Here is a 25,746-nt window from a genome sequence, read left to right on the forward strand (position 1 = left end):
GCTTTGAGGGTTTTAAATGATTGAGCCAAGTCTTTCACGCGATGGCGTAGATGGCCACTTTCTTCAGATAAAAAGTATCGTAAAAACCTACGACGATGTGGTCGCCGTTAATGACGTTTCTTTAGACATAGCAAAAGGCGATATCTTTGCATTGCTTGGCGCGTCAGGGTCAGGCAAGTCAACCTTGCTGCGCATGTTGGCCGGATTTGAAACGCCGAACTCAGGCAAAATTATCTTAGATGGCGAAGACATTGTCTCGCTCGCGCCGTATCGTCGTCCGATTAATATGATGTTTCAATCCTATGCCTTGTTTCCACACATGACGGTTGAGCAGAATATTGCGTATGGATTGAAGCAAGACCGTATGCCCAAAGCGATGATTGCTGACAAAGTTGTGCAGATGCTGCGTTTGGTGCACATGGAGAAATACGCAAAGCGTAAGCCAGAGCAGTTGTCTGGTGGGCAGCGTCAACGTGTGGCGTTAGCGCGCAGCTTGGCGAAATCACCAAAGCTTTTACTATTGGATGAGCCAATGGGGGCGTTGGATAAAAAACTACGTAATCGTATGCAGCTTGAGGTGGTGGATATCATCGAAAGTGTCGGCGTGACGTGTGTCATGGTTACCCACGATCAGGAAGAAGCCATGACCATGGCCAACCGTATTGCCATTATGGAAGAAGGCAGTATTGTGCAGTCTGGCACTCCGCGAGATATCTATGAAGCGCCGAATAGCCTTCAGGCAGCAGAGTTTATTGGCAGCATGAATTTGTTCCGCGGTGCGATTGCCGTTGATGCAGAAGATCATGCGGTGATTGATTCAGAAGAAATTAACAATCAGCTGTACGTTTCTTATGGCGTTACTACGGCGATTGAAGACAAACACGTGGTGTTTGCGGTTCGTCCTGAAAAAACACTGATTTCCCGTGATCAGCCACAAGGTGAGTACAATTGGTGTCGTGGCGTGGTACATGACATTGCTTATCTTGGAGGACACTCGGTTTATCATATCCGTTTAGACAATGGCAAAATCCTTTACTCCTTCATGGTGAACTCCGATCGTTTTGCTGATCAACCAACGTGGGAAGAGCTAGTTTACGTTTATTGGTCTGATGACAGTGGTCTGGTGTTGCGTCCATGAAGAAAGTCACTGAGCGTCTAAAACGCCATGCTGAGCACGGTAAACGCTGGGTTATTGCCGTTCCAACCTTATGGCTGATGCTGTTTTTTGCGTTGCCATTTTTGATTGTCTTAAAAATAGCTTTTGCGGAATCGGCGATAGCGATTCCGCCATACACCCAGCTGTTAACTATGGCGGATGAAGCATTTGATCTGCATGTGTATTTTGGCAACTTTATTTTCTTAAGCGAAGATGCGTTGTATCTGACTGCTTATCTGAACAGTTTGAAGATGGCTGCAATATCGACATTTTTATGCTTGCTTATTGGCTACCCTATGGCGTATCACATTGCCCGAGCCAAACCTTCTACGCAAACCGTTTTATTGTTGTTGATCCTGTTGCCGTCATGGACATCGTTTTTGATTCGTATTTATGCGTGGATCGGTATTTTGAAAAGTAACGGTATTTTAAATAATGCGCTTATGTGGCTTGGCGTTGTGGATCAGCCATTAACCATTTTAAATACCAATGTGGCGGTCTACATTGGCATTGTGTATGCGTACCTGCCGTTTATGATATTGCCGCTATACGCTAACCTTGTTAAGCACGATCACAGTTTAATTGAGGCGTCACAAGATCTTGGTGCGCGCTGGCTGCAGTCATTTTGGCGAATCACTTTCCCGCTATCGCGTAACGGTATTATCGCAGGGAGCATGTTGGTGTTTATTCCTGTGGTGGGCGAGTATGTGATTCCAGAATTACTCGGTGGTACTAATTCGCTTGTGATTGGTAAAGTGTTGTGGCAGGAGTTCTTTAATAATCGCGATTGGCCGCTGGCGTCGTCGTTAGCCTTGATTATGTTGTTGCTCTTAATGTTGCCGATTCATTTCTTTAGAAAGTATCAAGAGAAAGAATGGGAGGAAGGCAAATGAAACCGCCTATTCGCTTCTCTAGTGTGATGTTTTGGTTTGGCATGGCATTCCTATATCTGCCGATGCTCAGTTTGGTTATTTACTCATTCAATAGCTCTCGCTTAGTGACCGTATGGGCAGGTTGGTCAACCAAGTGGTACGGTGAATTATTTCGTGATGAAGGCCTGATGGCGGCCGTATGGCGCAGTTTGGAAGTGGCATTTTGGAGCGCTAATACGGCCGTTTGCTTGGGGGTTTTGGCCTCTGTGGCGCTGACACGTTTTGGGCGCTTTCGAGGCCGCTCGATGTTGCATAGCCTTGTTGCAGCGCCTTTGGTAATGCCCGATGTGATCATTGGTTTATCGCTTCTGTTGTTATTCGTGTCGATGACAGATGTACTAGGGTGGCCTCATCAACGTGGTTTGTTCACGATATGGATCGCCCATGCAACCTTTGGCACGGCCTACGCAACCGTGGTGATTAGCTCACGCTTGAAGGAGTTGGACCGTTCTTTTGTCGAAGCTGCCATGGATTTAGGGGCGACTCCCGTTAAAGCTTTTGTGCAAGTTACCTTGCCAATCATCATGCCTGCATTAGTGTCGGCTTGGTTATTGGCATTTACGTTATCGTTAGACGATGTGGTGATAGCGAGTTTTGTATCGGGGCCTGGTGCGACGACGTTGCCGATTGAGGTGTTTAGCTCCGTTCGTCTAGGGGTGTCACCAAAAATAAACGCATTAGCGACGCTGATTATCTTGATTGTGTCCTTGGTGACATTGGTTGCTTGGTGGTTGTCTCGTCGCAAGTTAAAGCGAGATAAGTTCGCCCGTTCATAATGAGTGACTAGGCGCTGGTGTCTAATGTGCCAGAAGGTATATTGTTTTCTTCTGGTGCGTTGGCACCATGCCCGTAGGCTTCGTAATTACCAATATAAATGTAGCCCAGTGTCATATCGCTGATGAGTAATGGCAAGGCATCGTTTTGTCGCTCAAACCAAATTTGTAACCCTGAGAAGCTCACATCGTAATCTGCTTTAGACACCGCACCGCTGTTGTATAAGTCTTCTAAAGGTTCTGCTTCACCATCTTGATCAATTTCAAATACCCATTGTTGCGGCAAAGGTTCAAGCTGCTCTGCTGAGTATGGCGTATGCAGTGTCTGCTTGGGTGATAATTTGACTAGAGCTTGACGTAATGCATCGGATAAATGGTGCGTTACAAACGTCAATAAGCACACCTTTTGGGTGCCGTCAGCGCCTAATAAATGCAGTTCAATTTTCTTATTTTGTTTTTCATGCTTTAGGTCTTTGACGCTGTCACCGTAACTTGGGTCGTTATCTATAAAAGAGGGGGGCGGTGTTTGCAGCGGTAGTTTCCATGAATCGTTAGAGGGGGCAAAATGACTGAGCGCTTCCACGTGAATATGAAGTTGGTCTACTTGCTGGATAACGGCCTCTAGCATGTTAGCTATAATGCTGTCCGTAGGGGTTAGTTCAGTGGCGTATTCATACGTCAAAGTGATTTGCTGGACATGAGAGGCGGCATCACTCAGTGTGAGGCTGTCTTTTGAGGGCCGATTGCGACGCCGACGAAAGTTGGCGTGGTCTTCCCGTTCAGGAAGTTGGTTGATTCGTTTTACAGTGTCGATGAAAAGCATAGCGCGCACTCACTTTTTTAATTATGAGACCTTATCGGCGCTTTAGTTCAAAAATTAAGGCCAGCGAGTGGCTGGCCTTAATCTTAATATGCTTAACGAAGTAAGTTAGATAGCTTCGGGTTCGCTTCTAACGCTGCACGGTGGAATAGTGCAACCTTGCCGATAGTCTGAACAATCTGTGCTTTCAGCACTTTGCCAGTCTCTTCGATCAGCGCGTAACGGGCTTCACGGTCTACAACACTGTAGCGAACTTTGATTAGCTCGTGGTCTTCTAGTGCACGGTCGATCTCGGTCAGAACGGATTCTGTTAGGCCGTTGCCTGCAACAGTGACAACAGGATTAAGTGTATGCCCAATGTTGCGATATTGCTTTTTTTGAACGTTTGTCAAACTCATAATTAAAATTTCTCATCTTAGTTGACCCTCTTTATTGGAGGCTTCAGAGGTTAGGCGATATTATAGCGGAATATCGGGTGAATTAGGTATGATGAAACAGTGTAAGATCAAAAACTAACGATCTTGTGTAAGCGGAACATTTCGACAATCTTTTTGTCAAAATTTCTTGGCAAGAGAGCAATGGCTTTGGTTGATGAAAATCTGATCTTCTAGCGATGTTAGAAAGTATGGATTGGTTGAGTGAATACGACTTCAAACGACCGCTTTTCGAGTAAATTATCGTATAATCTTGCCTAAGTGATCGGAAATCATAGTTAGGTCGTAACTCCTGCTATCGATGCCGTGTTATTGTGACAGGGTAAATGATAGCTGATGCTCTTCATACATCTAAAAGTATACGAAAAAATACCTTTAGGGATTGGAAAACGTGCGTTATATCTTGTAATTTCAACCATTGATCCCAATATCTGTGGTAGCAATGTATTGATAACTCAGATTGTGTGCGGCTGATTCAGCGAAACGATTGCTGAATAGGCATGACGCCTTAGTGGAATTCTTGTTAAGGTCCTTAAAGGCTTGGCTTTTAAAACCTAAATCGATGCAGGGCCCATTGGGTTCTGTTGTCACCCGTAAACCCTATACTTTTCAGCTTAGGCTGCTAAGTGTGCTTACTAGGACGACAAATTAAAGGTTACTAAGTTTGCACGATGACAGTGCTTGCTAAACTAACCGTTAAGAGGTGTGCTCTTGAACGATATGCTTAAAAATATTTTATTGTGGTTGGTGATCGCTGCGGTCTTACTGACAGTGTTTAACAATTTTAATACCTCTGCGGAAACCAATCGAATCTCTTATTCTGAATTCGTACAAGAGGTTCATGACGGTCGTATTGCGAAAGTGGTCATTGAGGGTTATACCATCAGTGGTTCACGTTCGAGTGGTGACAGTTTTGAAACGGTTCGTCCAGCAGCAGCTGATCCAAAAATTATGGATGATCTGTTGAGCAATAATGTAGTTGTTGAAGGTCGTATGCCTGAGCAACAAAGCATTTGGACGCAACTGTTGATAGCCAGCTTCCCAATCCTATTAATTCTGGCAATTTTTGTGTTCTTTATGCGTCAGATGCAAGGTGGAGGCGGTGGTAAAGGCGGACCAATGTCGTTTGGTAAGTCTAAAGCCCGTTTACTACCTGAAGATCAGATTAAAACAACGTTTGCCGACGTTGCGGGTTGTGATGAAGCGAAAGAAGACGTGGAAGAGCTTGTAGACTTCTTACGTGAGCCAGGAAAATTTCAGCGTCTTGGCGGTAAAATTCCACGCGGTATCCTAATGTGTGGACCTCCAGGTACGGGTAAAACATTGCTTGCAAAAGCGATTGCTGGTGAAGCAAAAGTACCTTTCTTTACGATTTCTGGTTCTGACTTCGTTGAAATGTTTGTGGGTGTCGGTGCGTCACGTGTTCGTGACATGTTCGAACAAGCTAAAAAGCATGCACCTTGCATCATCTTTATTGATGAGATCGATGCAGTAGGTCGTAACCGTGGCTCAGGTATGGGCGGTGGTAACGATGAGCGCGAACAAACATTGAACCAACTGTTGGTTGAGATGGATGGTTTTGAAGGTAATGAGGGTATTATCGTTATCGCCGCAACTAACCGCCCTGACGTGTTAGACCCTGCGCTGTTGCGTCCTGGTCGTTTTGACCGTCAAGTAACGGTCGGTCTTCCTGATATTCGAGGTCGTGAACAAATTCTTAAAGTTCACCTTCGTAAAGTTCCTGTTGCGGATGATGTTGAGCCTAAGAACATTGCGCGTGGTACGCCTGGCTTCTCTGGTGCAGACCTTGCCAACTTGATTAACGAAGCGGCATTGTTTGCTGCGCGTTCGAATCGTCGTTTGGTCAACATGGAGTTACTTGAGCTCGCTAAGGATAAAATCCTGATGGGTGCTGAGCGTAAGTCGATGGTGATGAAAGAAGAGGAGAAGCGCAATACGGCTTACCATGAAGCAGGACATGCGATAGTTGGTTATCTGATGCCAGAGCATGATCCTGTTTATAAAGTAACAATCATTCCTCGTGGTCGTGCTTTAGGTGTGACCATGTACTTGCCAGAAGAAGATAAATACAGCCTCAGCAAACGTGGTATCGAATCGCAGATTTGTAGCCTTTATGGCGGTCGAATCGCCGAAGAAATGATTCATGGCTTCGACGGTGTGTCGACGGGTGCATCGAATGATATTGAACGTGCATCAAGTTTAGCTCGTAACATGGTAACGAAATGGGGGTTGTCTGAAGAGTTGGGTGCATTTGCCTACGAAGAAGACGATCAGCAAAGCATGACAGGTAGTAAGAACAATTATTTCTCGCCTGAAACAGGTAAGAAGCTTGATTCTGAAGTGCGTGGCATCATTGACCGTTGTTACCAGAAGTCGATGCAAATTCTTGAAGAGAATCGCGAGAAGTTAGAGGTCATGGCAGATGCGCTGATGGTCTATGAGACGATTGATGCGAACCAAATCAAAGAAATCATGGACGGCAAAAAGCCAAGCCCTCCAACTGGTTGGTCTGATCCAAGTGCTGGTAGTGATGTCTCTGGTGGTGGTGCGGCTGAAGTTGGTGGTACGACTGAAGCAGCACCAAGTGATCCCGCAAACCCTGATCAAATGACCGATCCGTCTGACTCAACAGGTGAGACACCGGTTCCTCAAAAACCAACTGGCGAAGCGTAAGCTTCGTCGGTTTTGTTTTTCCGAATAAAGTGAATAAACAATGTCTGTGATGGTTTTTGGCGATAAGTCTTTGGACTTATCGCTTCCTCGCGTTATGGGTATCCTAAACGTTACGCCCGATTCATTTTCTGATGGCGGCAAACATAACTCCTTAGATTCTGCATTAAAACAAGCTGAGCGCATGATAGAAGATGGTGCTGAGTTTATTGATGTGGGTGGTGAGTCAACTCGTCCTGGTGCTGCGGTTGTGTGTGAGCAAGAAGAGTTGAGTCGTGTATTGCCAGTTGTTGAAGCCATTAAATCGCGTTTTGATGTCATCGTTTCAGTGGATACCAGTACGCCTTCGGTGATAACAGGCTCTGCTGCCCTTGGCGCTGGTTTGATTAATGATGTACGTGCATTAGAGCGTGAAGGGGCATTGGAAGCGACTGCAGCGACGGGGCTGCCTGTATGTCTTATGCATATGCGTGGTACGCCGCAGACTATGCAGGAGTCACCATCGTACAGTGATTTAATTGATGATGTGGAGCGTTACCTATTAACGCGAATCGAAGCGGCTATTGCTGCGGGGATTAATAAAGAGAATATTATTCTTGATCCAGGAATCGGCTTTGGTAAAACCCTGATTCATAATACAACGTTGCTGAACTATACTGGGCGATTTTTGGATTTGGGCCATGAGGTACTGATCGGAGTTTCACGGAAAACTATGATTGGCGATATTCTTGATGTGCCTGTCTCAGAGCGTTTGTATGGCACAATGGGAGCAAATGCTTCAACCTACATGAAAGGTGCGAGGATTTTTCGTGTACACGACGTCAAGCCTCATGTAGATATGTTAAAAGTGATGCATCAAATAGAAGAGAGTCGAAATGCGTAAATATTTTGGTACCGACGGTATTCGTGGTGAGGTGGGCAATGATCCTATTACACCAGAGTTTATGCTCAAGCTAGGTTGGGCAGCGGGTCAGGTGTTCAAAGAGCATGATAAGAAAATCCTGATTGGTAAAGATACGCGCATTTCTGGTTACATGTTTGAGTCGGCACTTGAATCCGGCATTGTAGCGGCGGGTGCTGATGTGCGTTTGGTTGGCCCAATGCCGACGCCTGCCATTGCTTATCTAACGCGAACGTTCCGCGCCAGTGCGGGGATTGTTATCAGTGCATCCCATAACCCCTATACGGACAATGGCATTAAGTTTTTCTCAGCTCAGGGTGGTAAGATTTCGGACGAGCTCGAGGAAAAGATTGAATACTTTTTAGATCAGCCGATGGTCGTAGTTGAGTCCAGTTTGATTGGGCGAGCTAAACGTATTGATGATGCGGCTGGACGTTACATTGAGTACTGTAAAGGCACGTTCCCGATTGGTTTGCAGTTATCAGGACTTAAAATTGTTGTGGATTGCGCGGATGGTGCGACCTATCACGTTGCGCCCCGTGTGTTCTCTGAGTTAGGGGCAGAAGTGATCCCTATTGGTGTTAGCCCGGATGGCCTAAATATCAACGAAGACAGTGGTGCAACCAAACCTGAACTATTGCGTAAAAACGTTTTAGCCGCCGAAGCTGATATTGGTATTGCTTTAGATGGCGATGGCGATCGTCTGATCTTAGTGGATCGCTTCGGCAAGGTTTGTGATGGTGATGATGTGCTTTATATTATTGCCAACCACCTTATGCACACTGGTCGTTTTAACGGCGGTGTTGTGGGAACTCTGATGAGTAACTTCGGCCTAGAGTTAGCCTTCTCTGAAAACGGTATAGGCTTTAGTCGTGCCAAAGTAGGTGACCGTTATGTGAATGAAAAGCTGATTCAGCACGGTTGGGTACTGGGTGGTGAGCCCTCAGGACACATTGTGTGTCGTGATATTACAACGACTGGCGATGGTATTATTGCGGCGTTGCAAGTATTGCGTGCCATGATTGAAGAAGGCAAATCATTGCACGAGTTATTAGAAGGTTTAATTAAGTTTCCGCAGAAGCTAAAAAACGTTCGAGTGGCTGCACGTTTTGCTCCGGCAGAAGAGCCTGCGTTGCAAAAAGCCATTGCGATGGCTAATGAAAAACTCAACGGGTTAGGGCGTGTATTACTGCGTGCATCGGGCACTGAACCTCTGATTCGTGTCATGGTAGAAGGCCGTGACCAAGAAATGGTTGATGAACTGGTAGACTATTTAGCCACTGAAGTTGAGCGAGTTGCTCAAGGCAAGAGTAATCAATCGTCTGATTCATAACTTAAAAATCAAAAATTAGCGCTTGATCTAGGTAGGACAATTACCTAGAATAAGCGCCTCTAAATCAAGGGTATCGCTATGACACGTCGTAAGATAGTCGCTGGTAACTGGAAAATGAATGGCTCAGTAGAGTCGGTTGTTGAACTGGTTGAAAGTATTCAAGCCAATGATGCCGTTGATGTAGTGGTTGCACCGAGCTATGTATATTTGCCTTTGGTGGCCCAATCTTTGACGGGATCAAAGGTTTTGTTGGCTGCGCAAAATGCATCAGAATTTGCAAAAGGTGCATTCACTGGAGAAGTCAGCTTATCTATGCTGAAAGATTTCTCTGTGTCCCACGTGATTTTGGGACACTCAGAGCGTCGTTCTCTGTTCGCAGAAACAGATGCTCAAGTGGCGAGGAAAGTAGCCTCGACGCTAGAAGCGGGTCTAACGCCAATATTATGTGTTGGTGAAACACTGGAACAACGTGAAGCAGGAACAACCTTAACGGTATGTAACTCTCAGGTGGATGCAGTGTTAGAAGAGATCGGCGTTGAGCTGTTTGAAAAGGTAGTGATTGCGTACGAGCCTGTTTGGGCGATTGGTACTGGCAAGTCCGCTTCTTCTGAACAAGCTCAAGAAGTACATAAAGGTATTCGAGATAACATTGCTAAACGTTCCTCAAAAATTGCAGAGAAAATCGCAATTTTATACGGTGGCAGTGTTAAAGCATCTAACAGCGTTGAGCTATTTGCTCAGGCTGATATCGATGGCGCGCTTATAGGCGGTGCATCGCTGGATGCTACAGAATTTAATTCGATTATAGAATCTGCGAAGTAAATTAAATGGAAGCTTTAGTTTTAGTTGTTCATGTATTGGCGGCCGTTGCTATTATCGGGTTGGTGTTGATACAGCAGGGTAAAGGTGCTGATGCAGGTGCTTCCTTTGGTGGTGGCTCTTCTCAAACTGTATTTGGTAGTCAAGGCGGCGGTAGCTTCTTTGGTAAACTAACTGCACTGTTTGCCGTTGTGTTCTTTTTGACGAGCTTTGGTCTAGCGTTTTTTGCTAGCGAGCAAGCAAAAACAGTTGATGGAGGTTTGGAATTTGTTCCAACTGCATCACAAGTTGAAGAAACTGTGGAAGTGCCTGAGCTTGATAGCCCAGCAGAGTCTACAGATGGTCAAGATATTCCTACAGTAGATTAATATCTACTCTACGATTATGCCGATGTGGTGGAATTGGTAGACACGCTATCTTGAGGGGGTAGTGGCCTACGGCTGTGCCGGTTCGAGTCCGGCCATCGGCACCATTTCTTGAAGAGTAACGCATTCCTGTAGTAGAATGTATTCTCGTTGACGCGGGATGGAGCAGTCTGGTAGCTCGTCGGGCTCATAACCCGAAGGTCGTCGGTTCGAATCCGGCTCCCGCAACCAACCTAGTCTTATTATGGTTACATAATAAGATTAAGGTCTGAGAAGATCTTATAGTTTGGATGGCCCCTTTATGGGGTTTTTTGCTATCTGAACTGCAGTTAAATGGGCCTTGAGCCCGTTTTTTGTTTCTACGCTTTATATCGGAGAAGTCATTTGTCTACTAAGTTCACACAATTAGAAGAGCTTATCAGGCCCGTTGTTGAAGGTTTAGGCTTTGAATTTTGGGGGCTCGAATACCTATCTCACGGCAAGGATTCTGTTCTACGTGTTTTCATTGAAACAGACTCCGAAGAAGGTATTGATGTAGAGGCTTGTGCATCGGTTAGTCGTCAAGTAAGTGCGATTATGGATGTGGAAGACCCTATTTCTGGCGAATACAACCTTGAGGTTTCATCACCAGGTTTAGATCGCCCATTATTTGAACTCAGCCAGTACCAACGTTTTCTTGGTTCTGTTGTGTCATTACGCTTGCGTGTGCCGTTTGATGGTCGCCGCAAATTTAAAGGTCAGCTCACCAGCATTGAAGGTGATGAAGTAGTGCTGCTCGTAGATAACGAAGAGTACTTGCTGCCAATCGAGTTGATTGAAAAAGCAAACATAGTTCCTCAGTTTTAATTTATTCAACCTTTGAGAGAGGCTAAAAGGATGAGCAAAGAAATTCTTTTGGTAGTAGAAGCGGTATCCAACGAAAAAGATGTGCCTAAACAGGTGATTTTTGAGGCCGTAGAAACTGCACTAGCAAGCGCTGCAAAACGACGTTTTGAAGGCGAAGCCAAAGTACGTGTATCGATTGACCAACGTACAGGTGATTACAAGACATACCGTCAATGGGACATTGTAGTAGATGAAGATTATTCTGCTCCAGATTCTGAATTGACGACTGATGATATGGAAGAAATGGGTCTAGCATTAGGTGCTGGCGAAATTTTTGAAGAAGAAATTGAGTCAGAATCGTTTGGTCGTATCGCGGCACAAACAGCTAAGCAAGTAATCGTACAAAAAGTACGTGAAGCAGAGCGTGCGAAAATGGTAGCTCTGTACAGTGACAAAGTAGGCAAGCTTGTTCATGGTCAAGTTAAGAAGGTCACTCGTGACAGTCTGATCATTGATTTAGGTGAGAACGCCGAAGCGTCTTTACCAAAAGAGCACCTAATCAATCGCGAAACGTTCCGTCTAAACGATCGTATTCGTGCATTGTTGTTAGAAATTCGCGAAGACAACCGTGGTTCTCAGTTAGTGCTTTCTCGTACAGCACCTGAGTACATGATTGAGCTATTCCGTTTGGAAGTGCCAGAAATCTCTGAAGAAGTGATTGATATCCGTGGCGCGGCTCGTGATCCAGGTCTTCGTGCCAAAATCGCTGTTAAAACAAGCGATCGTCGAATTGATCCGATCGGTGCTTGTGTCGGTATGCGCGGCGCACGTGTTCAAGCGGTTTCTAACGAAATGAACGGTGAACGTGTTGATATTGTGCTTTGGGATGATAACCCAGCACAGTTAGTAATCAATGCGATGGCACCAGCAGAAGTTGACTCAATCGTTATTGATGAAGACTCACACGCTATGGATGTAGCGGTTAAGAGTGACAATCTTGCTCAAGCGATTGGTCGAAATGGTCAAAACGTTCGCCTAGCATCAGCTTTGACAGGCTGGACTTTGAATGTAATGACTGCTGAAGATGCTGAAGCGAAGCAACTAGAAGAATCACAAAAGCTGATTGATCTGTTTGTGTCTGCTTTGGACATTGATGATGACCTAGCGATTCAGCTAGCGGAAGAAGGCTTTGCATCTGTTGAAGAGATTGCATATGTGCCTATGGAAGAGATGTTAGACATCGACGGATTTGATGAAGATTTAGTAAACGAGTTGCGTACACGTGCTAAAGAAACGCTATTGAACCAAGCGCTACAAGAAGAAGAGCAGCTAGACAGTGCAAAACCTGCTCAAGACTTGCTTGAAATGGAAGGTATGGACAATCACCTTGCTTTGGTTCTAGCGTCGAAAGGCGTTGTTACGATGGAAGATTTGGCAGAACAGTCAGTTGATGAATTAATCGATATTGATGGAATGGATGAACAACGTGCAGCGACATTGATACTGACAGCGCGTGCGCCATGGTTTGCTGAATCTGAATGAAATCTGAGTAAAAAGGGGGAACTTAATGACAGTTCAAACCGTTAAGATACTATCCGAACTGGTAAACACGCCAGTCGAGAAATTATTAACTCAGATGAAAGATGCTGGTTTGCCTCATAAGAGTGTCGATCAAGAAGTATCTGATGTTGAGAAGCAAATACTGTTAAACTATCTTAAACGTCAGCATGGCGATGCAGGTGAGACGCAAGGTGAGCAACGCATCACTTTGCAGCGTCGTACCAAAAGCACATTGTCTGCTGGCGGTGGTGGCAAAACAGTAAATGTTGCAGTAAAGAAAAAACGCACCTACGTGAAGCGTCCGGATGCTGATGATGCACTGACTCGCGAGCAAGAATTGCTTGCAGAGCAGCGCGCGGCAGAAGAGCAAGCACGTATAGAGGCTGAGAAAGCTCGCGAAGAAGCAGCTAAACTTGAAGCCGAACAGGCAGCTAAAGCAAAAGCTGAAGCTGAAGAACAAGCTCGTAAAGAAGCGGAACGTCTAAATTCAGAACGTAACGCAGAACAACGAGCAACCAAGCAAGCGGAGCCAAACGACTCCGATATGGGAGCGGATAAACTCGTGGAAAATTCGAAAGAGACCAAAACCAATCGTAAGGTTTCTCAAGCGCCTGGCGAATCTAAGCCAAGTGCACCAGCACCGAAAGGTAAGAAAGCTGCAGCACCTGCTCGTGATAAAGAAAAAGCTCGTGGTCGTCAGCCAGACTCTAAGCGTAGCGGTCGTATTTCTTTGAATGATGACGATGAATTTTCTCGTCGCGGCGGTAAGCGCAAGCTTAAGAGACCTTCAAAACAAGAGCACGGTTTCCAAAAACCGACTGCTCCAATGATTCACGAAGTAGCACTTCCTGAAAGTATTACTGTTGCTGAGTTGGCCGATAAAATGGCAATCAAAGCAGCGGAAGTGATCAAGGTAATGTTTAAAATGGGTGCCATGGCAACCATTAACCAAACGATCGACCGTGATACTGCGACACTTGTGGTTGAAGAAATGGGCCACAAAGCGAAATTTATCGATGAAAACGCTGTCGAAAATGACATGCTAGAAGCGATTGATTACGAAGGTGAAGCGATCAAACGTGCACCTGTTGTTACGGTAATGGGTCACGTAGACCATGGTAAAACATCGCTACTTGACTACATTCGTACAACACGCGTAGCGGCTGCGGAATCTGGTGGTATTACACAGCACATTGGTGCTTACCACGTAGAAACTGACCACGGTATGGTAAGTTTCCTTGATACACCTGGACACGCGGCGTTTACGTCTATGCGTGCACGTGGTGCTCAAGCAACGGATATCGTTATCCTAGTATGTGCGGCAGACGACGGCGTTATGCCACAAACTATTGAAGCGATCCAGCATTCTCGTGCTGCCGGCGTTCCAATTGTTGTAGCGATGACCAAAGTCGATAAAGAAGGCGCAGACATCGACAAAGTGAAAAACGAATTGGTAGCACAAGAAGTGGTACCAGAAGAATGGGGTGGTGACATCCAATTCGTAGGCGTTTCAGCTAAGTCTGGTGAAGGTATCGATGCACTTCTAGAGGCTGTGTTGCTTCAAGCAGAAGTACTAGAGCTAACAGCCGTACCAAGTGCCCCAGGTCGTGGTGTTGTGGTTGAGTCTCGTCTTGATCGTGGCCGTGGTTCGGTGGCAACGGTACTAGTACAAAACGGTACGCTTAAGAAAGGTGATATCGTATTAGCAGGCCTACAAATGGGTCGCGTACGTGCCTTGTTGGATGAGAACGGTAAGGCGGTAATGTCCGCAGGCCCATCTATTCCAGTAGAGATCCTAGGTCTTGATGGCACACCAGAATCAGGCGAAGAATTCATCGTCGTTGCTGATGAGCGTAAAGCGCGTGAAGTGGCTAACTTCCGTCAAGGCAAATACCGTGAAGTGCGTTTTGCACGTCAGCACTCTGCTAAGCTTGAGAACCTATTCTCAGGAATGGGCGCAGACGAAGTCGGCACACTGAACATCGTATTGAAAGCAGACGTTCGCGGTTCATTGGAAGCTTTGATCAAATCTTTGAACGATCTAAGCACTGATGAAGTAAAAGTGAACATCATCTCGAGCGGTGTAGGTGGTATCACTGAAACGGATGCGACGCTAGCATTGGCTTCTGAAGCAGTAATCTTTGGTTTCAACGTTCGTGCGGACAGCTCTGCTAAGCAACTTATTGATCGTGAAAGTGTAGACCTACGTTACTACAGCGTCATCTACAACATCATCGATGATGTGAAAGCGGCTCTATCTGGTATGTTGTCTCCTGATCTTCGTGAAGATATCGTGGGTACTGCTGAGGTACGTGACGTATTCCGTTCACCTAAGTTCGGTCTAGTAGCCGGCTGTATGGTACTTGAAGGTACGGTTTTCCGTAACGAAAGCATCCGTGTACTGCGTGACAACGTAGTAATTTACGAAGGTGAACTTGAGTCTCTACGTCGCTACAAAGATGCTGTCAACGAAGTTCGTCAAGGCATTGAATGTGGTATCGGTGTGAAGAACTACAACGATGTTAAAGCTGGCGATAAGATCGAGGTCTTCAAGACTATCGAAGTCGCTCGTACACTTTAATAGGGATACATAATGGCAGGCGAATTCAGTCGTACTAGTCGTATCGGTGACCAGCTCCAAAAAGAGCTGGCATCCCTTATACAGTTTGAAGTGAAAGATCCACGCCTTGGCATAGTAACCATCAACGAAGTCCGAGTCGCTAAAGACTTGGGCTACGCTGATATTTACTACACAGTGCTAGGTTTGGACGACAATGTAGAGCGTTTGGCTGAAAACCAAAAAGCTCTAGACAGTGCAAAAAGCTTTTTACGTCATCGTTTAGCGAAAGAAGTAAAACTACGTGTGATGCCACATCTACGTTTCCACTACGATAACAGTGTAGTGAACGGCGCACGTATGTCTGCTTTGATCGAAGAAGCGGTCCGTAATGACCAGAATAAAGATTCAGAAGAGTAAGCGATTACCATGGGTAAAACGCAATGGCGCGCCATCGATGGCGTCGTGCTACTAAACAAACCTCTGGGTCTGAGTTCTAATCAAGCGCTACAAAAAGTCCGTCGTGTGTTCCGTGCCGCTAAGGCTGGCCACACGGGGGCTCTTGATCCTCTTGCTACTGGCATGCTTCCTCTTTGTTTAGGTGAAGCGACCAAGTTCTCCCAATTCCTGCTTGATGCCGATAAACGCTATATCACCTGTATTGAACTGGGGATACGCACAACCACCGGCGACAAAGAAGGCGATGTTTTAAGTAACGAACCTGTGCCGCAACTAACCGATGACGAATTGGAGCGCTTGCTGAATCAGTTCCGTGGTGACATCGAACAAGTCCCACCCATGTATTCTGCGTTAAAGCACGAAGGCAAGCCATTGTACGAATACGCTCGTCAAGGGATTACCATCGAGCGTAAGCGCCGTAAGGTCCGCATTTCGAATCTAGCAGTATTAGAGCGCTCAGAGAATACTCTGACGCTGGATATTAGCTGCTCGAAAGGTACCTACATTCGAACCATTGGTGAAGATATTGGTGAGGCGATGGGTTGCGGTGCGCATTTGAAAGCCCTTCATCGCGTGTCAACGGCGGATTATGATCCGGCAGACATGTTGAGCATCGAAGAGTTTGAAGCATTGGCAGAGCAGGGCGAAGACGTACTTGATCAGAACTTAATGGGCTCAGATACGGCTGTTTTACATTTACCGGAAGTCGTAATGTCTTTGCAAGAATCGAAAGATATAGTCTTCGGTAGACTGTTGGACAACAGCCGTGGTTTTGACGAAGATCAGTTGCTGCGTTTATACGTTGAAGGTACGCGTGCTTTCATGGGCTTAGGGGTCATTAAAAATGGCAAAATTAAGCCTCAACGACTGGTAAATACGAGTGAGTTAGCCAAGAATTAGTGCTATAATCCTCGCCACTAGAGTGACTGAAAATATGCTCGGCCACCCTGGATTTTTAATAGCATATTACATTGGAGATTAAGATTATGGCATTGTCTGCAGAATCAAAAGCAGCATTGGTTGCTGAGTTTCAAACTAAAGAAGGCGACACGGGTTCACCAGAAGTTCAAGTTGCATTGCTAACTAAGAACATCGAAGGTTTACAAGGTCACTTCAAGTCTCACAAAGGCGACCACCATTCTCGTCGCGGTCTTATCCGCATGGTAAACCAACGTCGTAAGTTGTTGGATTACCTTAAGCGTAAAGACGCAGCGCGTTACACTAGCCTAATCAAAAAGCTAGGTCTACGTCGCTAAGACTGAAGAAGGGCCATAGAATCTATGGCCCTTTTTTCTTATAGGCCTCTCAAGAGACAGCCTGTACTTCAAATGTATTTTTTATTTCTGCAAGAATGCATTTGAGTACTGGCTAACAAAGAACGTCTTTGAGAGAAAGTTACAAAAAATAAGTTAAGGAATACGAGTGAGTATTACGACAAAAACGTTTCAATACGGAAATCAAGAAGTCACACTAGAAACAGGTCGCATTGCACGTCAAGCGACAGGTGCTGTTCTATGTACAATGGGTGACGCACAAGTGCTTGCAACCGTGGTTGGCTCTAAAACGGCTAAACCAGGTCAAGACTTTTTCCCTCTTTCAGTACATTACCAAGAACGTACTTACGCAGTAGGTAAAATCCCAGGTGGTTTCCTTAAGCGTGAAGGCCGTCCTTCAGAAAAAGAGACGCTAACGTCTCGTTTGATCGACCGTCCGATCCGTCCACTTTTCCCAAAAGGCTACATGAACGAAGTTCAAGTAGTTTGTACGGTTATGTCGACTAACACTGATCTGGACGCTGACATCGCTGCAATGCTTGCAACATCAGCAGCGCTAACGATCTCTGGCATCCCTTTCAATGGCCCAATCGGTTGTGCACGTGTTGGTTTCAGTGATGAAACTGGCTACGTACTAAACCCGTCTAACTCTGAGCTTTCTGAGTCTCTACTAGACATGGTTGTTGCGGGTACAAAAGACGCTGTCCTAATGGTTGAGTCTGAAGCGCAAGAGCTGACTGAAGACGAAATGCTTGGCGCGGTACTTTACGCACACAAAGAAATGCAAACAGCGATTTCTGTGATCAATGACTTCGCAGCAGAAGCTGGTAAACCTCGTTGGGAATGGTCTGCTGAACAAGCAAACGCTGATCTAGTGGACGCGGTTAAACTTGGCTACGCGGATCAAATTGAAGAAGCCTACGGCATCTCTGAAAAAATGGCGCGTTACACGAAACTTGGTGAAGTGCGTGAAAAAGCAATCGCTCAGCTTGTTTCTGAAGAAGGCCCATACTCTGAATCAGATGTAACCGGTGTCTTCTCTAAACTTGAGAAAAACATCGTTCGTCGTCGCGTTATCGACGGCAAACCACGTATCGACGGCCGTGACAATAAAACGGTTCGTGGCATCAACGTTGAAGTGGGCATGTTGAAGAAAACTCACGGCTCAGCTTTGTTCACACGTGGTGAAACACAAGCCATTGCGACTTGTACACTAGGTACAAGCCGTGACGCACAGATCGCTGACGGTCTTGCGGGCGAATCAAAAGACAGCTTTATGCTGCATTATAACTTCCCTCCTTACTCTGTAGGTGAGTGTGGTCGTATGGGTGGTGTTGGTCGTCGTGAAATCGGTCACGGTCGTTTAGCACGCCGTGGTGTTCAAGCGGTTCTTCCGTCTGAAGACGAATTCCCATACACAATTCGTGTCGTATCTGAGATCACTGAATCGAACGGTTCAAGCTCAATGGCGTCTGTATGTGGCGCGTCTCTGTCTATGATGGATGCGGGTGTTCCTCTTAAAGCACCAGTTGCGGGTATCGCAATGGGTCTTATCAAAGAAGACGACGGCTTTGCAGTTCTAACAGACATTCTAGGTGACGAAGACCACCTAGGTGACATGGACTTTAAAGTAGCGGGTACTGAAGAAGGTATCACAGCGCTTCAAATGGATATCAAGATCGAAGGTATCAACGAAGAAATCATGGACATCGCGCTATCTCAAGCGATGGAAGCACGTAAGCACATCCTACGTGAAATGGCGGAAGTGATCGGCTACGCTCGTCCAGAAGTTTCTCCGAATGCACCTTCTATGGCGACATTCAAAATTGATCCAGAGAAAATTCGTGAAGTTATCGGTAAAGGCGGCGCAACCATCCGTTCTATCACTGAAGACACTGGCGCATCTATCGATCTAGACGACGACGGTACAATACGTATCTACGCACCAGATAAGACTGCTTCTGATGCGGCAATGCTACGTATTCATGAAATCACAGCGGAAGCTGAAATCGACAAACTTTACCAAGGTAAAGTGGTTCGTCTAGCGGAATTCGGTGCATTCGTGAACATCCTTCCTGGTAAAGATGGTCTAGTACACATCTCTCAGATCGCTGAAGAGCGTATCCGTGCTGTGGCTGATGTTCTACAAGAAGGCCAAGACGTAATCGTTAAAGTCCTAGACGTAGACGCACGTGGTCGTATCAAGCTATCAATTAAAGAAGTAACTGAAGAAGAAAAAGCTGGCTTCGTAGCTGGTTAATCTTAACTTTTAGTTAACTCTCTAAAAGGAGCACCTCGGTGCTCCTTTTTATTGCCTGTACGACCCGATTCCATCTCGGATGTAGCTCGCATCTGTGAAGTAGGTCGCAGAAGTCGCTAGTTCTCTAGCTTGGGCCTCCCAACCTTTATCCTATGCAATTCAATTTGCTTGCGCCTGTCTCGGCTTGTGCTTTAGCATCGACCGTCAGCGTAAGTCAAACGCATGAGTGAGAGCTAATAGGGCAATAGTCTTGCTGGAAGAAGAGTCTAATAGGGTTAATTTTCATCTGATCCTAAAAGCTCCCTTAGGGCATCAAACGACAGTTTTTGTCGTTACTTTCGCTTAAACTTTACTAATTAAAAATTTAACCAATCACAATGTGTACATTTATATAAGTAGTAAGAATATGGAAATCAAAGACCTAATAAAAAGTATCCAAGAAGACAAATACACTGAGAAACAATTAATCAATCTCTATAACAATGTGATTGCTAAGAAAGGTTTGGATGAATTAGAGAAAGAGTTGCTAATAGAGGCGATTGAGAAAAATACTAGAGTCCGTTTTCCAAAAGCTGCAAAGCGTATCTTTGGTGCGAAAGGCTCTGTCGCAAGTGAGAAGTTAGCTGCTTTTTATAATGAGCTGGAGAAGGAATTTGATTTAGCTGGTAATAAACTAAAAAATGGTGTGAAAGCTGGTGGTGATATGATTTCTGGTAAGAAGTATATCGATTTTTACATCTCTTATAAGAACTCAGCAAATCAAGGAATCTATATGGCCTTGTTGCAAAATACGGTGGATGATGAGTTAGAAACTGTCGTGACACATTATCAAACGCACAGTGTAGATGCTGGTAATCTAAATAGGCATGCTGGGACAATGGATAGCTTTGACGAGCTTGCTGATCAATTTAAAGCCTACCTTGCTGAAATCATTTGATCTTGCAAACTAATCAAGAGAGGACTCAGATGAACATATGACTTTCATTCATCTGAGACCCAGTTCCTATCTCCTAGCTGGCTGCATCAACTTGATTAAACTCGAAAGCATTTTTCTTACTAGGGCATTCAATACTGGCAACTTCGGTACGCTTTTTCAGCATGATGTAACCAAAACAGCTGAAGTAAAGTCCAATTACTAAAGCACCGACCCATTCTATACGTAGAAAATCGAGTTGGAATAATAGCGTAAGGCCGCACATCACAACGAGGTTACCAATGATATAAGGGATTAATCCAAAGCGTTCTACGGTTAGGTTAAGGTTGTCGCTATATAGACGAATCAGCGAGTCCAGCGAGTTTACCACCATCAAGATCCCAACAATGATCATTAAGGCATTGATAAAGCCTGCAATCTGTATGCCTTCAATGTGGTAGTGGTAAAGAATAGCGAACCAGATACCAATTGCGATAGATGGAAGTGCCACCATTGCTAACAGTAGCTGCCAAGTGCGGATTCCACTGACGAAACGTGCCGTGAATTGACCAATCATGATACTCCAAGAAAACCACCAGAATAGATAAAAGGCATGGTAGTCGTTAAGTGGCAACATGAACTGGTGAATATTGGTGAAGTATTCTCCGATCAAGCTGGCCTTATTTAAGAAATCCGCAGGAACACCGTTGTCCGTCATGAAAGCTCGGGACCACATAATAGCGATCAGTCCGATAAAAAGAATACTGGAACCTAAGCTAAGTAATCGGAGAAGTTTCATGCTGCTGCTTGAATAGACTGCAAGAGCGATAGATGCGAGTATAATTAGGTAGAAGGCAGGTACCACTGACTCACCATCACCAATCTGTGGTAAATACCAAGGTAAGTTAATCAGTAGTAGGCATGCTGTGAATGCACAGGTTCCTATAATCACGATGTTATTGATCAGTTTTACTAAAGGAATTTCGAAAAATTTAACGTGCGGCTCGATGATGCAGAAGTAGAAACAGGTGAGGAAATAAAAGCCCCATATCAAGAAAGCCCAAAAACCAAACTCAATCGCTAAAGGGTTGGCAAAGCTGTATTCTGGACTTTCAGCAAGGTTGGCGTAGCCGCTAAATTCGGTTAGTGGAAACATTATTAGACCTACATCCAGTCCTGATGTGAACAGGATCGCGATAAATGTAAGAGTGCGCACTGGCGTTACTCCGACGCACTTTACATTCCACCATTTGAATAAAATTACCGCTATAGCGATGAAAGAGAAGATTAGTCCTGACGATAAAAGAATATTCATAGCGTCACCACGCTTTTGGTAGTCTGACTGAGCAAGACTGAACCCAGTGCCTCATTGTGATTTAGATTAGGTTTGTTTGCACTGAATGGCTCAGTTAGAAAATACCTGTTATCGCTTATATTGAGGGTAGTGCGATCATATTTTTTGGCTAGCATTGAATCTCTCCAGATCAGTATAACGCTACATGCTCTCTTTTCTTACATGTAATTTGATGCTCGTGCGGATCAATTTTTATCCACAAGAGCTTTTTCAGTGCGTTAGTGTTTTTTGCTTTTTATTTTTAATTAAACGTTTAATTAAAAAAAATAATATGAGAAGTGAGGCAGTATTTCAATGATATGAAAGATGGAGGTGCTCTTGATGCGATGATTGTAGCGTGCGCTCTAGAGGGAAATTTTTAGGCCAAAAGATATGTAAAGAATAGATGAATCTGATTGGTCTATAGGAAAGCCTGTGTAGGAGTTTTTACTCATAAATAAGTATTTTTAATCGCTTTTTTACAATAGTAATGCTTTTCTTCCTGCTGTCAGATAGGTTTAAAATAGGCTGTTTATTACTCAGTAAGAGGCTTGTAATAACGCATGTATATGGCGTTGATAGAGCTTAGTTTTATTGTTTTTTGATGTCGCTTTTAGGAATAACGATGTCGTTTTTTTCTTTTTTTTGGGCGGCGTTAGATAATGCCAGACGCTGAAAATTTCATTTGGTAAGTGCCGAATCAGCTCAATCTCCTTATCAATTCTTCTCTAATGTAACTAAGTAGTCCTCGGGAGTCATAGGTTTGTAGAAGTAGTAACCTTGACCAATTTGGCAGTTGAGCGTTTTTACTGTCTGCATTTCTTCGTATGTTTCAATGCCTTCTGCAATACTTTGGGCTTGGGTTTTATGACAAAGGTTGATGATGCAGTCGCTCAAAATATGGTTTATGTTGCAGGTATCAATCGAGCTAACAAACATTCGGTCAAGTTTTATCTCAACAGGTGACAATGAAATAACATTGAGCATGGAGCTGTAGCCAGTACCAAAGTCATCAATCGAGAAGTTAAATCCATGTTCTTTTAGACGTGATAAGTTTGCTTTAAAAACGCTACTGTCATCAAAGATTGCGGTTTCAGTTACCTCAAGTAGTACTTGATGTGCTGGGGTTTTGTAGCGCTGTTTCAACTCAATAATTTTGTCGCAAAAGCCGGGTTGCAGTAAATCTTTCGCGGATATATTGATGGATACACTACGGTCTTTGACGACATTCGGGTTCTTACTCATCCATGAAAAAACTGTATTAAAAACATATTGAGTGATTTTAACAATCAGCCCTGTCTTTTCTGCTAGTGGTATAAATAGCGCGGGGGAGACGTTACCTAGCTCTTTACAGTGCCAGCGCAATAATACTTCCGCACCTATGATACGTTGATCATTTAGGTTTACTTGCGGCTGTAGTGCAAAGCTCAGTTGGCCATTTTTCAGATCTCTGTTGAGTAGTGATAGAATATGCAGATGGTATTTATGATCGGACTTCATTTGTTTGTTAAACGTACTCCAATCATCATGACTATGTTGATTCACCTCGGCTGCCAATTGGGCGTTTTGATACAGCTTCTCAATCGTGTTTGCGCTTTCTGAAAAATAGGCGACCCCAATATTAGTTGGATAAGAAAATTCTAGTCCTTCAATTGATAGATGTTGCTCTAAAGTCGGCATTAATTTAGACAATATTCGATCAACGTTTTTACGTGTAGTGACAAAAACGCCATTACTAGTGCTGGCTCGAATAAATCTGACTCTGGTGTTCTCTAGCCAAGGCATACTCTGTACTGCATGCAAACGCATTAGTGCATGGTTAATGTTAATAAACATTTTTTTGACGGCAAGATCGGCTTTGGCTGGCCCAACAGCTTGGATCAAAGAGTGATGTCCAGCCAATACAATTAAGACAAGGCAATCAGAGTCGTCTTCATTGTCCAATACGGGGCGTAAAGTTGGCATCTCAGTCAGTAAGAACTGGCGATTTGGAAGCCCCGTTAACGAATCCGTTAAGTTGGTATAGTGTCGGTCTTCGTTGAGCTGTCTAATACGAGCGCTGTAAGCAAAGGAGAACCCTAGCAACTGACAAAGAGACGACAACAAAAATGCGTACTCTGTCCAGCCGTTGTAGGGTATCAGCTCCCAATAGATGAGCGAGCCAGTCAACGCACCAAAGATCAAAATACTCCACGAAAATAAATACAGACGTATTGCTAAGGTATGAACGGATTTTGTATAAAATGCCCAATAGGTACAAAGCCCAGAGCCAACTATTTGCATAGTCAGAAATATTGGAGCCATTTTATTTTCTTCAAGCAAAGCACTAATGACAATTAATATGGCAAAAGTCGCATCCATTTTAAAGCGATGGGTCCAGAAGAAAGGGTGGTGCTTTTCAATGTTGAGAAAGCTGAGACTAAAACGGCACACACTCCAAAGTAGGATAGAGTGCAGCGTTAAAATATTTACCGAAAGCCACTCATGTATACGATCATTTGGCACTAAGTAGCGACTAAATCCTAAGATAAACCCGAGAGATAAAATCAGTCCAGCATTGAACAATACGTAATAGAAAAACGATCGCTCACGCGTTATTAGATAGATCAGAATGTTGTAACCAAGCAACAAGACTAATGCGGTCAGTGACATAACCCACAAGGTGTTCTGCTGTTTCTTTGCTTGATCGATCATATGCTGATCGTACAATGCAATGGGAAATAGGATTGGGCCACTGCTACTACGGCGAATTAGTAAACTGGTCTTTTTACTAGGGTCCAAGGCAATGGGAATCCAAATACCTTCGTAAATTTCATCCTTATTCCATGTCTGACGATCGCCTCTTGTCCATTCCTCCACTAAGTTCGTTCCGTGGAACAAATAAAAATTAAGCTCATCGATCATGAAGTTACTGACTTTTAGGTAGTACACTGTAGCACTATTTGATCCAGTGGCTGGGAAGGTCAATTTATGCCAGTAAGCATTATCTGAGAACCCACTAGTAGGATAATGCTCAGTTAAATAGACTTGCTTCAATGCTTCGGAGGGTAAAATTGGCTCGTTTTCAATCCATGTGGGTAAGTGCTCGCTGTAGTACGTGCCATTTATACCAGACCTGTCTATACCATATGCCTTTATCGACAGAATCATAAGAGTGATACAAAAGAGAACAATCTTCATCCGTGATGCCCTGAATGCTTGATACTGTAAGTGTATATCGTATCTTGGATACGTCAAAAAAGTGGTGCAGATTAAAGGATGGTTTGGCGCGTTGTATTATTTCCTGTCGTAACTTTGCAGGTGATTCAATACCAGCTAAAGGACAGTACTATCAAAATATGCATATAGGCTTGTCTGGCCATGTTTATCAGATTTAGACGCCAGTTTAAGAATAGAGCGTTTTTTTAAATAAATTTATACCCTCTGCATCCATTCGGAATATCTCGTCGTTTCTATTGTTACATCTTTTAGAAACACTCAAAAACGAGGTCAATATGAATAACACTTTCGCCCTGATTGCACTACCACTTGTCCTTTCATTAGCGGCTTGCTCAACAGATGGCTATAGCTATGGAAGCTCTTCAAATAATTCTGATTACTCTAGCAAAAGTAGCTATTCTTCCAGTTACGGTAATGATTCAAAAAATTCGACTTATAGTAAGAATGAAAAGAAAGCCATTTCTAAATACGATACAGATTGGGGAACAGTTTGGTCTACCGCAGATGGTATGACGCTATACACGTTCTCTAAAGATCAATATGACCGCTCTAATTGCAATGCAAAATGTGCGACGATTTGGCCACCTCACTATGCCAAAAAACATGCTAAAACGTGGGGTAATTTTGGTGTCATGAAACGTAACGATGGTCGTTATCAATGGACTGTTAATGGACAGCCTTTATACACGTATTCTAAAGACACCTACGCAGGAGAAACGGTAGGACAAGGCACATTAAATTACTGGTATATTGCTCGCGCTGATGATGCTCCTATTAAGAGTTACCAACAAGGCGAGTACGATTTACTTACGGATGTAAATCATATGACGCTGTATACCTTTGATAAGGATTATGAGGGTGTCTCAAATTGTAATGATGGATGTGCAAAAGCTTGGCCTCCTTTAATGGCAAAAGAAGGCGCTCATACGTCGGGGCCATTTAGTATCATGCAGCGTAAAGATGGCACATGGCAGTGGGCAATGTCAGGCGAACCTTTGTATACTTACGCAGCAGATCAAAAGCCTGGTGATATGATGGGTGATGGCGTGGGTGGTGTTTGGCACTTAGCGCAACAGCCTTAATTACATGTATTTAGGATTTGAATGACCAAAAACCTCCCTG

General features: G+C 44.4%; 21 protein-coding genes and 2 tRNA genes. 19 read left to right on the forward strand and 4 right to left on the reverse strand.

What is annotated here, in order from left to right; genetic code table 11:
* Nucleotides 1–16 precede the first annotated feature (16 nt).
* From potA to AYW75_RS03195, 3 genes are read left to right on the forward strand one after another with little or no spacing between them, the layout of a single operon-like run.
* The gene (potA, locus tag AYW75_RS03185) at nucleotides 17–1,138 is read left to right on the forward strand and encodes a polyamine ABC transporter ATP-binding protein (protein WP_067095315.1); all 1,122 of its coding nucleotides are present in this window, start codon (nucleotides 17–19) and stop codon (nucleotides 1,136–1,138) included.
* Nucleotides 1,135–2,049: an ABC transporter permease subunit gene (locus AYW75_RS03190; protein WP_067095318.1), complete on the forward strand. Its 915-nt coding sequence runs from the start codon at nucleotides 1,135–1,137 to the stop codon at nucleotides 2,047–2,049. The genes potA and AYW75_RS03190 overlap by 4 nt, the downstream gene beginning before the upstream one ends.
* Entirely contained in the window at nucleotides 2,046–2,864 is an 819-nt protein-coding gene (locus tag AYW75_RS03195; RefSeq protein ID WP_067095321.1) for an ABC transporter permease subunit, read from the forward strand. Before AYW75_RS03190 ends, AYW75_RS03195 begins: the two co-directional genes overlap by 4 nt.
* A gap of 7 nt (nucleotides 2,865–2,871) precedes the next feature.
* Here AYW75_RS03195 and AYW75_RS03200 read toward each other — a convergent pair whose 3' ends face one another.
* Entirely contained in the window at nucleotides 2,872–3,684 is an 813-nt protein-coding gene (locus tag AYW75_RS03200) for a hypothetical protein (protein ID WP_067095324.1), read from the reverse strand.
* A 92-nt stretch (nucleotides 3,685–3,776) separates the two neighbouring features.
* The gene (locus AYW75_RS03205; RefSeq protein WP_067095327.1) at nucleotides 3,777–4,079 is read right to left on the reverse strand and encodes a YhbY family RNA-binding protein; all 303 of its coding nucleotides are present in this window, start codon (nucleotides 4,077–4,079) and stop codon (nucleotides 3,777–3,779) included.
* A 747-nt stretch (nucleotides 4,080–4,826) separates the two neighbouring features.
* Between AYW75_RS03205 and ftsH the strand changes: the two genes are divergently transcribed.
* The 15 genes from ftsH (at nucleotide 4,827) to AYW75_RS03280 (ending at nucleotide 20,096) form a co-directional block, all read left to right on the forward strand.
* Nucleotides 4,827–6,809: an ATP-dependent zinc metalloprotease FtsH gene (gene ftsH / locus AYW75_RS03210; RefSeq protein WP_067095329.1), complete on the forward strand. Its 1,983-nt coding sequence runs from the start codon at nucleotides 4,827–4,829 to the stop codon at nucleotides 6,807–6,809.
* A 40-nt stretch (nucleotides 6,810–6,849) separates the two neighbouring features.
* Nucleotides 6,850–7,689 carry a dihydropteroate synthase gene (gene folP, locus AYW75_RS03215; protein WP_067095331.1) on the forward strand — a complete coding sequence of 280 codons (840 nt, stop codon included), beginning with the start codon at nucleotides 6,850–6,852 and terminating at the stop codon, nucleotides 7,687–7,689.
* On the forward strand, nucleotides 7,682–9,040 hold the full coding sequence (gene glmM, locus AYW75_RS03220; protein WP_067095334.1) for a phosphoglucosamine mutase: 1,359 nt from the start codon (nucleotides 7,682–7,684) through the stop codon (nucleotides 9,038–9,040). Before folP ends, glmM begins: the two co-directional genes overlap by 8 nt.
* Before the next feature lie 78 nt (nucleotides 9,041–9,118).
* Nucleotides 9,119–9,862, forward strand: a complete 744-nt coding sequence (gene tpiA / locus AYW75_RS03225; RefSeq protein ID WP_067095337.1) for a triose-phosphate isomerase — start codon at nucleotides 9,119–9,121, stop codon at nucleotides 9,860–9,862.
* A 5-nt stretch (nucleotides 9,863–9,867) separates the two neighbouring features.
* On the forward strand, nucleotides 9,868–10,227 hold the full coding sequence (secG, locus tag AYW75_RS03230) for a preprotein translocase subunit SecG (RefSeq protein WP_067095340.1): 360 nt from the start codon (nucleotides 9,868–9,870) through the stop codon (nucleotides 10,225–10,227).
* Between the two features lie 18 nt (nucleotides 10,228–10,245).
* Nucleotides 10,246–10,331 (forward strand) — tRNA-Leu (locus tag AYW75_RS03235).
* A gap of 47 nt (nucleotides 10,332–10,378) precedes the next feature.
* Nucleotides 10,379–10,455 (forward strand) — tRNA-Met (locus AYW75_RS03240).
* Nucleotides 10,456–10,608: 153 nt separating this feature from the next.
* The gene (gene rimP / locus AYW75_RS03245) at nucleotides 10,609–11,070 is read left to right on the forward strand and encodes a ribosome maturation factor RimP (protein WP_067032266.1); all 462 of its coding nucleotides are present in this window, start codon (nucleotides 10,609–10,611) and stop codon (nucleotides 11,068–11,070) included.
* Between the two features lie 30 nt (nucleotides 11,071–11,100).
* Nucleotides 11,101–12,591 (forward strand): transcription termination factor NusA, encoded by a 1,491-nt coding sequence (nusA, locus tag AYW75_RS03250; protein ID WP_067095343.1) that lies wholly within the window; start codon nucleotides 11,101–11,103, stop codon nucleotides 12,589–12,591.
* A 25-nt stretch (nucleotides 12,592–12,616) separates the two neighbouring features.
* Nucleotides 12,617–15,190: a translation initiation factor IF-2 gene (gene infB / locus AYW75_RS03255; RefSeq protein WP_067095346.1), complete on the forward strand. Its 2,574-nt coding sequence runs from the start codon at nucleotides 12,617–12,619 to the stop codon at nucleotides 15,188–15,190.
* 12 nt (nucleotides 15,191–15,202) lie between these two features.
* Nucleotides 15,203–15,586, forward strand: a complete 384-nt coding sequence (gene rbfA, locus AYW75_RS03260) for a 30S ribosome-binding factor RbfA (RefSeq protein WP_067095348.1) — start codon at nucleotides 15,203–15,205, stop codon at nucleotides 15,584–15,586.
* Between the two features lie 9 nt (nucleotides 15,587–15,595).
* Entirely contained in the window at nucleotides 15,596–16,525 is a 930-nt protein-coding gene (gene truB / locus AYW75_RS03265) for a tRNA pseudouridine(55) synthase TruB (protein ID WP_082856369.1), read from the forward strand.
* Between the two features lie 86 nt (nucleotides 16,526–16,611).
* Nucleotides 16,612–16,881, forward strand: a complete 270-nt coding sequence (rpsO, locus tag AYW75_RS03270) for a 30S ribosomal protein S15 (RefSeq protein WP_067032253.1) — start codon at nucleotides 16,612–16,614, stop codon at nucleotides 16,879–16,881.
* Between the two features lie 166 nt (nucleotides 16,882–17,047).
* Nucleotides 17,048–19,159, forward strand: a complete 2,112-nt coding sequence (pnp, locus tag AYW75_RS03275) for a polyribonucleotide nucleotidyltransferase (protein ID WP_067095353.1) — start codon at nucleotides 17,048–17,050, stop codon at nucleotides 19,157–19,159.
* Nucleotides 19,160–19,565: 406 nt separating this feature from the next.
* Nucleotides 19,566–20,096: a hypothetical protein gene (locus AYW75_RS03280; RefSeq protein ID WP_067095356.1), complete on the forward strand. Its 531-nt coding sequence runs from the start codon at nucleotides 19,566–19,568 to the stop codon at nucleotides 20,094–20,096.
* Nucleotides 20,097–20,169: 73 nt separating this feature from the next.
* Here the strand turns inward: AYW75_RS03280 and AYW75_RS03285 are convergent, their stop codons facing one another.
* Both AYW75_RS03285 and AYW75_RS03290 read right to left on the reverse strand, forming a co-directional pair.
* Nucleotides 20,170–21,387 carry a BCCT family transporter gene (locus AYW75_RS03285; RefSeq protein ID WP_067095359.1) on the reverse strand — a complete coding sequence of 406 codons (1,218 nt, stop codon included), beginning with the start codon at nucleotides 21,385–21,387 and terminating at the stop codon, nucleotides 20,170–20,172.
* Nucleotides 21,388–22,122: 735 nt separating this feature from the next.
* Complete coding sequence (locus AYW75_RS03290) at nucleotides 22,123–24,585, reverse strand: EAL domain-containing protein (RefSeq protein WP_067095362.1); 2,463 nt, start codon at nucleotides 24,583–24,585, stop codon at nucleotides 22,123–22,125.
* Nucleotides 24,586–24,899: 314 nt separating this feature from the next.
* Between AYW75_RS03290 and AYW75_RS03295 the strand changes: the two genes are divergently transcribed.
* A complete protein-coding gene (locus tag AYW75_RS03295; RefSeq protein WP_082856370.1) occupies nucleotides 24,900–25,706 on the forward strand; it encodes a hypothetical protein in 807 nt (268 codons plus the stop codon).
* Nucleotides 25,707–25,746: the final 40 nt, after the last annotated feature.

This window comes from Marinomonas atlantica, from assembly GCF_001639725.1.
GTDB classification, from domain to species: Bacteria; Pseudomonadota; Gammaproteobacteria; order Pseudomonadales; family Marinomonadaceae; genus Marinomonas; species Marinomonas atlantica.

Excerpts from the sequence above, each read along its gene's own strand:
- tpiA (WP_067095337.1), top strand. The coding sequence starts at position 9,119 with ATGACACGTCGTAAGATAGTCGCTGGTAACTGGAAAATGAATGGCTCA.
- glmM (WP_067095334.1), top strand. The coding sequence starts at position 7,682 with ATGCGTAAATATTTTGGTACCGACGGTATTCGTGGTGAGGTGGGCAAT.
- AYW75_RS03295 (WP_082856370.1), top strand. The coding sequence starts at position 24,900 with ATGAATAACACTTTCGCCCTGATTGCACTACCACTTGTCCTTTCATTA.
- rbfA (WP_067095348.1), top strand. The coding sequence starts at position 15,203 with ATGGCAGGCGAATTCAGTCGTACTAGTCGTATCGGTGACCAGCTCCAA.
- AYW75_RS03290 (WP_067095362.1), bottom strand. The coding sequence starts at position 24,585 with ATGAAGATTGTTCTCTTTTGTATCACTCTTATGATTCTGTCGATAAAG.
- AYW75_RS03195 (WP_067095321.1), top strand. The coding sequence starts at position 2,046 with ATGAAACCGCCTATTCGCTTCTCTAGTGTGATGTTTTGGTTTGGCATG.
- AYW75_RS03205 (WP_067095327.1), bottom strand. The coding sequence starts at position 4,079 with ATGAGTTTGACAAACGTTCAAAAAAAGCAATATCGCAACATTGGGCAT.
- infB (WP_067095346.1), top strand. The coding sequence starts at position 12,617 with ATGACAGTTCAAACCGTTAAGATACTATCCGAACTGGTAAACACGCCA.
- potA (WP_067095315.1), top strand. The coding sequence starts at position 17 with ATGATTGAGCCAAGTCTTTCACGCGATGGCGTAGATGGCCACTTTCTT.
- truB (WP_082856369.1), top strand. The coding sequence starts at position 15,596 with ATGGGTAAAACGCAATGGCGCGCCATCGATGGCGTCGTGCTACTAAAC.
- AYW75_RS03190 (WP_067095318.1), top strand. The coding sequence starts at position 1,135 with ATGAAGAAAGTCACTGAGCGTCTAAAACGCCATGCTGAGCACGGTAAA.
- secG (WP_067095340.1), top strand. The coding sequence starts at position 9,868 with ATGGAAGCTTTAGTTTTAGTTGTTCATGTATTGGCGGCCGTTGCTATT.
- AYW75_RS03200 (WP_067095324.1), bottom strand. The coding sequence starts at position 3,684 with ATGCTTTTCATCGACACTGTAAAACGAATCAACCAACTTCCTGAACGG.
- rpsO (WP_067032253.1), top strand. The coding sequence starts at position 16,612 with ATGGCATTGTCTGCAGAATCAAAAGCAGCATTGGTTGCTGAGTTTCAA.
- folP (WP_067095331.1), top strand. The coding sequence starts at position 6,850 with ATGTCTGTGATGGTTTTTGGCGATAAGTCTTTGGACTTATCGCTTCCT.
- AYW75_RS03280 (WP_067095356.1), top strand. The coding sequence starts at position 19,566 with ATGGAAATCAAAGACCTAATAAAAAGTATCCAAGAAGACAAATACACT.
- nusA (WP_067095343.1), top strand. The coding sequence starts at position 11,101 with ATGAGCAAAGAAATTCTTTTGGTAGTAGAAGCGGTATCCAACGAAAAA.
- AYW75_RS03285 (WP_067095359.1), bottom strand. The coding sequence starts at position 21,387 with ATGAATATTCTTTTATCGTCAGGACTAATCTTCTCTTTCATCGCTATA.